The 10,011-nt window shown below is 69.0% G+C and carries 10 protein-coding genes; 2 read left to right on the top strand and 8 right to left on the bottom strand.

Annotation, left to right across the window (positions count from 1 at the left end):
* Positions 1-771: 771 nt before the first annotated feature.
* The 8 genes from SCI24_RS04375 to SCI24_RS04410 form a co-directional block, all read right to left on the bottom strand.
* Positions 772-1,110: a cation transporter gene (locus SCI24_RS04375; protein WP_318724209.1), complete on the bottom strand. Its 339-nt coding sequence runs from the start codon at positions 1,108-1,110 to the stop codon at positions 772-774.
* Between the two features lie 38 nt (positions 1,111-1,148).
* Complete coding sequence (locus tag SCI24_RS04380; protein ID WP_318724210.1) at positions 1,149-1,343, bottom strand: hypothetical protein; 195 nt, start codon at positions 1,341-1,343, stop codon at positions 1,149-1,151.
* Positions 1,344-1,618: 275 nt separating this feature from the next.
* On the bottom strand, positions 1,619-2,422 hold the full coding sequence (locus SCI24_RS04385; RefSeq protein WP_318724212.1) for a TVP38/TMEM64 family protein: 804 nt from the start codon (positions 2,420-2,422) through the stop codon (positions 1,619-1,621).
* A gap of 144 nt (positions 2,423-2,566) precedes the next feature.
* Positions 2,567-2,788, bottom strand: coding sequence for a hypothetical protein (locus SCI24_RS04390; RefSeq protein ID WP_318724214.1), 222 nt, complete (start codon positions 2,786-2,788; stop codon positions 2,567-2,569).
* Positions 2,785-2,967: a hypothetical protein gene (locus SCI24_RS04395; RefSeq protein ID WP_318724216.1), complete on the bottom strand. Its 183-nt coding sequence runs from the start codon at positions 2,965-2,967 to the stop codon at positions 2,785-2,787. Before SCI24_RS04395 ends, SCI24_RS04390 begins: the two co-directional genes overlap by 4 nt.
* Positions 2,968-3,407: 440 nt before the next feature.
* On the bottom strand, positions 3,408-3,980 hold the full coding sequence (locus SCI24_RS04400) for an outer membrane beta-barrel protein (RefSeq protein ID WP_318724217.1): 573 nt from the start codon (positions 3,978-3,980) through the stop codon (positions 3,408-3,410).
* Between the two features lie 63 nt (positions 3,981-4,043).
* A complete protein-coding gene (locus SCI24_RS04405; RefSeq protein WP_318724218.1) occupies positions 4,044-4,979 on the bottom strand; it encodes a 2-dehydropantoate 2-reductase in 936 nt (311 codons plus the stop codon).
* Between the two features lie 16 nt (positions 4,980-4,995).
* On the bottom strand, positions 4,996-6,915 hold the full coding sequence (locus SCI24_RS04410) for a DNA topoisomerase III (protein WP_318724219.1): 1,920 nt from the start codon (positions 6,913-6,915) through the stop codon (positions 4,996-4,998).
* Between the two features lie 119 nt (positions 6,916-7,034).
* On the opposite strand from SCI24_RS04410, the gene SCI24_RS04415 reads away from it, so the two are divergent.
* Both SCI24_RS04415 and SCI24_RS04420 read left to right on the top strand, forming a co-directional pair.
* Complete coding sequence (locus SCI24_RS04415; RefSeq protein ID WP_318724220.1) at positions 7,035-8,279, top strand: AarF/ABC1/UbiB kinase family protein; 1,245 nt, start codon at positions 7,035-7,037, stop codon at positions 8,277-8,279.
* Positions 8,280-8,364: 85 nt separating this feature from the next.
* Positions 8,365-10,011: SEC-C domain-containing protein (locus SCI24_RS04420; RefSeq protein ID WP_318724221.1), on the top strand; the 1,647-nt coding region annotated here is incomplete at its 3' end.

Raw genomic sequence — 10,011 nt, forward strand, 5'->3', positions numbered from 1 at the left:
CCTGGGCTTTACCCATTACTGGGGCAAGTCACGCCGGGGTAGCCTGATTATCAAGCGAAAGACGGCGAAGGACAGGGTCAGTCGCGGGCTCAAAAGGATCGCACACTGGTGTCGCCACAATCGACACCGCCCACTGCGTGACCAACATCGCGAGCTGTGCAGGAAAGTTCAGGGGCATGCAGCCTACTACGGTATCCGTGGCAACATGAGAGCCCTCCAGACATTTCGTTTCCGAGTGTCTTGGATCTGGGTGAAGTGGCTGAGTCGCCGCTCACAGAAGAGTCACATCCCGTGGGACAAGGCCTGCAGGCTACTGGAAGCCCTGCCGCTGGCTCAGGTGAGGATTATGCAGCAGTGCTAAGTTCTTCAGCGAAGCTGATGGTTGAGGAGCCGGGTGCGTCAATTGCGCATGCCCGGATCTGAGGGGGGCCGGGTCGAGCAATCGCCCGGTCTACCCGACTAGGTTTCGACGGCCACCTGATCCACGGCCTCAACCGGCCAGACGGCATCGGCACAAGGTCGCCACCAACGGGGCGCGCTCTCTCGTCGCGGGCGACCAATGGAAGCTGCGCTGCAGGACGGGAAGTCGGAACACGCCCGTCATGAAAAGGCCGAGCACGATGACGATGCTGCCGGTGAGATGGCTTTCACGTTATCGGCATTCGGTGACACACCCCGTCAGCTCCGCGGCGATCCGCACCTTCGTGACGTCGACACGGCCACCGACATCGATCCGTACGATATGGTGGTGGCGCGTGATGACCGGAGCCGTCAATGGCAGCTCCACGGCTCCTTACTGGCATTGTCCTTGATGTTCTGGTCGACGAACCGGTAGTGGTCTTCCTTGAAACGTGTCCACCAGTCCTTGCTGATCTCGATGGCGTGCCGGTCGAGGATCGCCTCGATATGGTCGATGCATAGCCGCGACGCATCATAGGCCAGGCTGAGCCTGCGCGTGTCGGTGTCGTAGTCGACTCTGTCAACCCCGTACACCTCATCGATCTCCCCGATGGCGAGGCCTAACGCTTCCTCATTGCAGAGCTCGAGCTTCAGCTTGCGAGTCACTAGGTTGACCTCGGAGACGCCGAGGCGGCGCTCTTGCTTCGACATGATGCACACTCCCCTCTATCTTTTTTCGTCCTGCACAGTCAGGTGCTTGTCGGGCCGAGGCGCAGGGCATTGTCCAGCACCGACACCGTGCTGATCGACCTGGTGACATTGGTACCTGTCCCCATGGCGATACCGACCTGCACCACCGCATGCTTCGTCTTCACCTTGCCCGCCTTCTGCTCTGGCAGCACCGCAGCTTGGTTCAGGCGCTTGGGAACTGCCAAGTTGCTCAAAGTCTAAATCCCTTGTGGTACCCAATGGTCAAGCGAAAGGGGAACACCAAGGGGCGGATGGCACCACACCTTGATCGACATCATGCAAATCCCGCCTTCCTGGGTCCCCGCCACCCGCCTGGACGATGTAGTGAAGCCAAGGCGGAAAAGGCGGAGCTTGTGCGTGGTGTCATGGGAGTGGCGGCACTCTACCCTGTCAGCGAGGGATGACAGGGTAGAGTGCCGCCAGTCCCATGATAATCGGCTCCAGGGGGGCTTGGTGGGACTCAGACTGGCTATCCCAGGTGAAGCCAGCGCCTGAGGGCCACTCGCACGTGTGCCGGCGTGACCTTCCAGGCCAGTGGGAGCAGGGTAATGGTGCCGAGCGCGAGCACGGTTAGACCCGCGCGGCGCAGATCGTCTGAGGCGAGTTCGTCGCCGAAATGCGCCAGCAGGAAGCTTGCTGGTAGCACCCCCAGCAGCGTCGCGACGGCGAAGCGCCAGGCCTTGAGAGGCGAGAGTCCCGCCGCGTAGCTGATGACGTCGAATGAGACGAACGGCATGAGCCGGGTGGCGAAAACGGCGGCCATCAGGGCGTTCTGGGAGTCAATGAAACGGTATAGCAGGTTCGGGGGCGGGCGCACGCCCGACCAGGCCCTCAGGGCGTCATACCCCAGCAGGCGGGCAATGCAAAACGCGATCAGCGCACCGGTACCGGAGCCGATGGCGACATAGAGTGTCCCCCAGGCATGGCCATAGGCCGCGCCGGCGGCAAGCGCGATCGGTGCACTGGGGATCGGACTCATGACGATGGCAAGGGTCATCAGGCCTATGACCAGGATCGGCCCCAATGGACCAAGTCGTATCACCGCCTGCTCGAGGGTATCGCCGGTTAGCAGGGTATCCAACGTACCACTACGCCACAGCACCAGGGCAATGGCAAGAAAGGCGGCAAGCAGCAGAGCGCCCAGCAGGATGCGCCGCCTCGAGGTAGGGAAGACGAGGGAAGGGGCGCCGTCCTCATGCTTCTGATGCCTGGCCATGTCACCCAATCCTGATTTCCTTAACCCCGCCTTGTTCATGAAGGCACCGAATCGCACGTTGTGAATCCTGGATTCATGGAATGACCGCAGTGCTTTGGGCTACCCGGTAGAAGAAAGAGTTCATCGGGTCATGCCTGGATATCGATGTCCCCGTTCATGCCAGCCTCATGGTGGCCGGGGATATTGCAGGCGAACTCGACCTCATCCTTGTCGGCGAGCCGTCGACACCAGGGTAGCGGTCTCGTTAGGGTCGATGGTCACAGACGGCATGGCGTCGCCGCCACCATGATGGCTGTCGTTGCCATGGCCATGCCCACTGGCGGCCATGTCGCGCATCATCTCGCGATGCGCCGCCTGGGCCGTGGCATCCCCGATCACGAACTCATGCTGGAGGTTGCCGGTGTTGGTGATCTCGAACTTCACCGTCTCGCCGGGCTGAACATCCAGTGGTCGGGCGTAAACCGCATGTCGCCGGCCTCGAAACTGATGGTGCGGTCAACGTCGCCATCCTTGGGGGCCTCGTGGTGACCACCTTGCTGGCCGGCGGCCAGGGCCGTCGTGGCCGCCAGGCCGGTAGCGAGTGCCAGGAGTGTCTTGCGCATGAAGAGAACCTCGCGAAATGAATGGGGAGTGCCGACTATACGTCAGCAGGCCGAATGCAGGCTGAAAACGTCAAACTCCTCTGCTGTCCGTGGCGACATGATGTAGGCACCCGCGACGCTGATCAGGCGAAGTAGTGGCACGAGGAGAGGGGGCAACCGCTCGTTTCGACACTCGTCGGGAAGATACCTGGATCATGCTCAAGGCCAGCGGCACAAGCGTGATTCGCCACGGCCATTGGGTTGGCGATAATAGGCTCGGTCCGGGGCTGAACGGCTGGTTGCCCGTCGGCGCTGATGGGGGCCGTTGCGACTTTGCTGGCGGTGGCCTTGTGGGGGGACTGAGGCCACCGCCCCGGCAGGCACCGGGGCAATGTTGTTGCCTGAAGACGATTCAGCCGATATTGCGTGAGAGGCTCGGGGTGAGGAGCGTTAGAGCAGGGTCAGAACGGGTAGTGGATGGACGCCGTCACCAGGTTGAGGTGGTCCATGGTCTGGGCATCGATCTCCTCGAACTCCAGGCGGCTCACCAGGTGGCGCAACTGCAGGCGGGCCCCGAAGCCCTGCACCCTGGCCGTGCCGCCGCCCTCGCGCAGCTGGTCGCCGCCGCCGACGGGGTCGCCCTGCCACTCCGCCAGCCCCGACTTGGCATAGAGGCCGAACGGCCCCAGGCGCACGCCGGCCACCAGGCTGCCGCCGAGGCTGGTGGTGTCGAGGAGCTGCTGTCCATTGGCAAGGGTCACCGGCACATCATCGCTCTCGCGATAGCTGAATTCGGCGCCGAGGTCGAGGCGGGGCAGGTGCTGTGGGGTGAAGCCGGCGGTGAGGCGGAAGCCCGAGGTATAGCCGTCGGGGGTCTCGACGTCACTTCCCTGGATGATCATGCCGTTGTCGAGGTGCATCAGATCCTGCGCCATGCCGCCGTAGGCGGGCATGGCCGAGTCGGCCTGCGCGGGCAGCGCCACCAGCGCCAGAAAGCTGGCCAGTGCAATGGCGAGGCGTGAATCCGGATGCATGTTCCCCGACCTTGAGTCGGCAGCACGCGGGGGCTGCCGGCCCGGAAGCATTGTCATTCAAGACTAGCAAGCCGTCGGAGGTTCCGCCAATGTCGCCGCCCGGCGGCGCAGGGCCTGGAGATGGCCGCCAAGGCAGGGGGCCGGCAGCCGGTGCCGCGAGGCGGCGTCCAGCAGCGGGGCGAGGATCGCCTCGTGCTCGGTGAGGCGGCCGGCCCGCACGTCCTGCAGCATGGAGGCCCGGTTGCTCGCCGTGGCCTCTACGACCTGCCAGACCAGCTGCCGCCACCCCTCCAGGCCGTCCCCGTCGGGTGGGCTGATGCCCTCCGCCTCGAGGATCGCCGCGACCTCGGCGATCAGCCGCTCGACCATGGGCCGGAAGGGACGGTCGCGCAGCTGGCCGTTGCGGATCATGAATCGGGCGACCAGGGGGTTGATGGCGGCATTGACGGCCAGCTTGCGCCATAGCCGCACGCGGATGTCGGCGACCGCCTCGGCCGGCAGCCCGGCATCGGCGAGGGTCCGCGCCAGCGCCCCGGCCAACTCCGCATGATGCCCGTCCAGCGCGCCGAGGTAGGTGTGGCCATGGCCGGCATGGGTCACCCGAGCGTCGCCCTGCACATGGGCGCCCTCGGTGGTGGTGGCGCAGAGCACCGGGCCGTGATGGCGTGTGGTGAGCCGAGGCTGACAGGCGAAGCCGTTCTGCCACAGCACCAGCGGCACGCCGGCGGGCAGCCGGGCGGCAAGGATGGCATGGGCCGCCTCGGCGCCGTGGGCCTTGGTGGTGAGGTGCACCACGGCCGGGGTTTCCGGGGGCAGGGCATCGATCCGTGACATGGCAAGTGCCTGGACCCGGGTGTCGCCCTCCGGGGTAACCAGGGTCTGGCGGCCGGGAAGCCGGCGGCGGCCGACCAGCCTGACCGGGACCCGGCCGGCCAGCCGCAGGGCGATCAGCCGCCCCAGGGCGCCGGGGCCGACGATCCAGTGCGTCTCTCGGGTCATGGGGCACCTCCCGGGGTCATGAGCGACGAGTGCGCCGAGCCGTGGCCGCCTTGCGGCGCGACCCGCCGCGCCGGGTGCCGCGGGGCGAGCGCGCTGCCGGGGCCTGCTCGCCCCGGGCGCTGTGCAGCGCCTCGCGCATCCGCCCCGCGTCGGCGGCAGCGAGCAGGCCATGCAGGTCCTCGACCAGGGCCGCGAGGAAGGGCGCCGGGGCCTCGCCCTGCTCGGCGATGGCGCCCAGGCGCTGCTCCCAGAGCGCGGTACGCTCGGGGCGGCCCACCGCCTCGGGCAGCGAGGCGATCAGCGCACTGCCGAGCCGCGTGGCACGCAGCGCCTTGGCCTGGCGGACCAGGTAGCCGCGCTCCACCAGCGTCTCGATGATCCCGGCGCGGGTCGCCTCGGTGCCCAGGCCGTCGTGCTCGCGCAGGGTGCGCCGGACGGCCGGGTCCTCGACATAGCGGGCAATGTTCATCATCGCCTTGATCAGGCTGGCGTCGGTGAAGGGCTCCGGCGGGCGGGTCTCGCGGTCCTCGACGCCGGCCTCCTGGACCCGGCACGCCTCGCCCTCGGTGAGCGGCGGCAGCGGCGGCGCCTCGTCACGGGTGGTGAACAGCGGCTTCCAGCCGGGGTCGAGGATCTCCTGGCCCCGGGCGCGGAAGCACTCGCCGACGATGGTGAATTCCGCCTTCACCTCGCGGGTGGAAAGCGCGGGATAGAACTGCGCCAGGACGTTGCGCGCGACCAGCCGGAAGACATCGGCCTCGGCCTTCTCGAGTCGCGCGAGGTCGGCGGGCTTGCCGGTGGGCGCCAGGGCGTGGTGGGCGCCGACCTTGCGGTCGTCCCAGGCCCGGGAGCGCCGCGAGAAATCCGCCCCGGCAAGCCAGCCTCGTAGCGTCTCGTCCTGGCGGCAGGCGCCCTCCAGGGTGGCCCGCGCCGCGGCGAGATGCTCCTCGGGGAGGTAGCGGCAGTCCGAGCGTGGGTAGGTGATCAGCTGGTGGCGCTCGTAGAGGCGCTGGCAGATGTCCAGGGTCGCCTTGGCGGAGAGGCCATGGCGCCGTGCCGCGTCCACCTGAAGCGCCGAGAGCGAGTAGGGCAGGGGGGCGGCCTGGCGCCTGTCGCGGCGCTCGAGTGCCGTAAGCCGACCCTCGGCACCGGGCAGCCGCTCGGCCAGGGCGGCGGCCGGTTCCCGGGCGAGCAGGCGTCCCTGGTCGTCGAGGGGGTGGGCCTCATCGGGGACCCACCAGGCGCGAAGTTCTCCCTGCGCCACCGCGAGGTCGGCCCACAGCACGAAGAAGGGCCTGGGGACGAAGTCGCGGATCTCGGCGTCGCGGCGCACCACCAGCCCGAGCACCGGGGTCTGGACACGGCCCACCGAGAGCACGCCCTCGTGGCCGGCCTGGCGGCCGGTAAGCGTCCAGGCGCGGGTCAGGTTGATGCCGTAGAGCCAGTCGGCCCGGGCGCGGCACTGGGCCGCCCGGTAGAGCGGCTCGAAGCGGCCGTTGTCCTCGAGCCGGGCGAGCGCGCGCTGCACCGCCGGGCGGTTGAGGTCGCTGACCAGCAGCCGTGATACCGGGCCCTTCCAGCCCAGGTGCTCGATCACCTCCTGCACCAGCAGCTGCCCCTCGCGGTCTGGGTCGCCGGCATGCACCACCTCGCGGGCGGACGTCAGCAGCCGACGAATCACCGCCAGCTGGCCGCGGGCCTTGGGGCGAGGCATCAGCTTCCAGCGACTCGGCAGGATCGGCAGCTGATCGAGGCGCCACTGCTTCAGGGCGGGGTCGTAGGCATCGGGTGGGGCCTGTTCCAGCAGGTGGCCCAGGCACCAGGTGACCGTGGTCTCACCCACCGCCAGGGCGCCCTCCTGCTTGCGGGGCGAGCCGGGCAGGGCCTCGGCAATGGCCCGGGCGAGGCTCGGTTTCTCGGCGATGATCAGTCGCATGATGGCTCGTCGCGGTGAATGACATGGACATTCTTCCAGTATTCGTCACGCCCTGCCAGGTGTAACCTGCACCAGGATGTGTACAATGCTTGTACAATGGTGATCACGGGAGAGAGCGCATGCGCGAACGTGGCCGTACCCGGCGTCTGCTGGGCCTCGGGGCCCGCACCGGCGGGGCTCTGATCCGCACCCGAATGGGCGGGCAGGCCGACTGGCGAGCCCTTGGCGAGGCCCTCTTCGAGGGGCTCTCCGAGCTGAAGGGGCCGGCGATGAAGCTGGCCCAGATCATGTCGCAGTGGGACGACCTGCTGCCGCCGGATCTCGCCGAGGAGCTCGCCCGCCTGCAGCGCCAGGCGGAGCCGATGCCCTGGGCGGACATCCGCCGTACCCTGGTCGCGCAGTACGGCGACCTGGAGGCGGTGTTCGCCGGCATCGAGGAGACCCCCTTCGCCAGCGCCTCCATGGGCCAGGTGCACCGTGCCACGACCCGGGACGGCGAGACCCTGGTGCTCAAGGTGCAGTATCCCGGCCTCGCCGAGGTGCTGGAGAGCGACCTGGCGCAGGTGCGTCGCCTGATGCGCCTGGGGCGATGGTTCAAGGTGCCCCAGGCGCGGCTCGATGCGCTCTTCGAGGAACTGGCGGTCAGCCTGCGCGGCGAGCTGGACTACCACGCCGAGGCCGAGGCGCTGGCCCGCTACCGCGCGCGCTACGCCCACCTCGACAGCCTGGTGATCCCCGAGCCGCTGCCGGCGCTTTCCGGCCCCCGGGTGCTGGCCATGCGCTACGAGCCAGGTACGCCGCTGCGTGAACTGGAGGCCGGCAATGACGCCCAGCGTCAACGCGTGGCCCGGACCCTGGCGGACTGGATCACCGAGGAGCTTTTCACCCATGGCGAGCTGCATGCCGACCCCCATGCCGGCAACTTTGCCGTCAACGACCGGGGGCAGCTGGTCGTCTACGACCTGGGCGCGGTGATCCCGGTGCCCGAGGCGCGCCTGGCCGCGATGATGCAGTTGCTGGAGGCCACCCTGGCGAAGGACCCCATGGCCATGGACGAGGCGCTGCTCAAGATGGGCGGCCGCCAGGGGCAGGGTGCGCCCCTGGCCCTCTACCGCGAGGCGGCCGAGGCGGTGGAGCCGCTCTTCCGCCCCGGCGAGCAGGACTTCGGCGACGTGCGCGTTCACCGTCGCCTGCGCGAGCTCTCGCCGAAGGCCTGGGCGGCCATGGACCGCCTGCAGCCCCCGGCGGACACGCTGCTGCTCTCGCGCACCCTCAACGGCCACTACTGGAACCTGGTGCGCCTTGGCGCCCGACTCGACATGGCCGGGCGCACCCGGCCGCTGTTTGCCAGGGTGCACGCCTGATCCTCCCGGACAGACCCCCGACCCACCTGCCCAGCCTGGCGCCGGACTGGTAGACTATGCCGTTTTCCAAAGGTTGGAGTGCGCGATGCTGGCAGTATGGGTAGAACAGCTGCTGGGCTTTGCCTCGGGTGCCCTGGCGGCCATTCGCCAGGACGAGCGCTACCCCACGCTGATGGCCTGGGCCCGCGACGAGGGACCGCCCCTGGTCGGCGGCAACCTGGCGCTGGCCCAGGCGCTGGCCCCGGAGCTGTGGTCGCAGACCCCGCTGGCGCGACTCGACTTCGCCGCCGAACCCCTGGCACGCCCCGGGCGCAACGAGCCCTGCTGGTGCGATTCCGGGCGCAAGACCAAGCACTGCTGCGGGTCGGTCAGCCTGCCCGGCCACGTGCCGCCGCACCTGATGTGGATGCTCTCGCTGCGCGACTGGAAGGGCGAGACCCTCAAGGCCGCCCTGGCCAGCGGTCGGGCCCCGGCCCAGGCGTTGCTGGAGGCCGGCCTGATCGCCGCCGAGTCCGGCCAGCGCGGGCGGGCACAGCAGATCCTCGAGTCGCTGTTCGAGCGCGCCGACTGGCTGACCCTCCCCGAGCAGGCCGAGCCCGCCTTCGAGATCCTCATCGACCTCTACCAGGAGCGCGGCTTCAATCGCAAGCGAGAGGCGCTGCTCGATGCGGTGCTCGACCGCGGGCCGCTGTTCCTGCGCGGCGTGGCCCTGGAACGGCTCTGCCTGATGCACCTGGACAACGACGACCTGGACAGCGCCCGGGCGGCCTTCGTGCGCGCCCAGCAGGCCCTGCCCGACTCGCCGACCCTGGCCTACATCGAGGCCATGCTGCTGCTCCACGAGGGGCATGAGCAGGAGGCCGCCGAGCGCTCTCGCTTCTGGTTCCGGCGCCTGTCCCGCCAGGGCGACCTGGACCCCGACCAGCTGCAGTTCCTGGCCGACCTGGCCGAGAACCCCGGGGCGACCCTCGCCGACCAGCTGCTCAGCGCCGAGGAGGACCTGGCCGAGCCGCTGGTGGCCCTGCAGGCGCTGCTGGAGTCGCTGCCCGTGGCCCCGCGCCTGGAGATCCGCCGCGCTGACGACGGCGGTCTCGAGTACCACACCACCGCTCGCGAGGACACCCTGTTCGCCGCCTGGCAGAAGGTCTTCCGGGCGGTGGTCGAGAGCGACGCCCCGATGGGCTTCGACGAGGATCCCTGGCCCCATGCCGGGGAGTGGCTGCCGGCGCTCTGCGCCCATCCCGAGTGGCTGGACGCGCCCGCCGTGGTGCAATCCCTGGCGCTGGCGCTGGCCAGTCGCTTCGGTAGCCTGCCGTGGATGGCGCCGAGCCTGTTCGAGCCCCTGGCGAGCCGGCTGGAGCGCTGGCTCGAGCAGGTGCGCGCCGAGGGCGAGGGCGCCTTCCTGTGGGACAGCGCCGACAACGCCGTGCTGCTGCGTACCGGCCTGGCACTGGTGGTGGGCATGGAGCGCGGCGCCCGGGCGCGCTCCCGTGAGCTCGCCGAACGGCTGCTCACCCTGGACGACCAGGACAGCCTGGGCCTGCGCGAGCTGGTCCTCGACCAGCTGCTCCGGGAGGGCCGCGACCGCGCGGCCCTGGCCCTGAGCGAGCGCGAGCTCGAAGGCGACGACGACGAGACACCGCCGCTGGGGCTGCTGATGGGGCGGGTGCTGGCGCTCTACCGCCTGGAGCGCCGCGACGAGGCCGCCGAGGCGCTGGGCGAGGTGGCCCGC

Source organism: Halomonas sp., assembly GCF_033549285.1.
Classification (GTDB): domain Bacteria; phylum Pseudomonadota; class Gammaproteobacteria; order Pseudomonadales; family Halomonadaceae; genus Halomonas.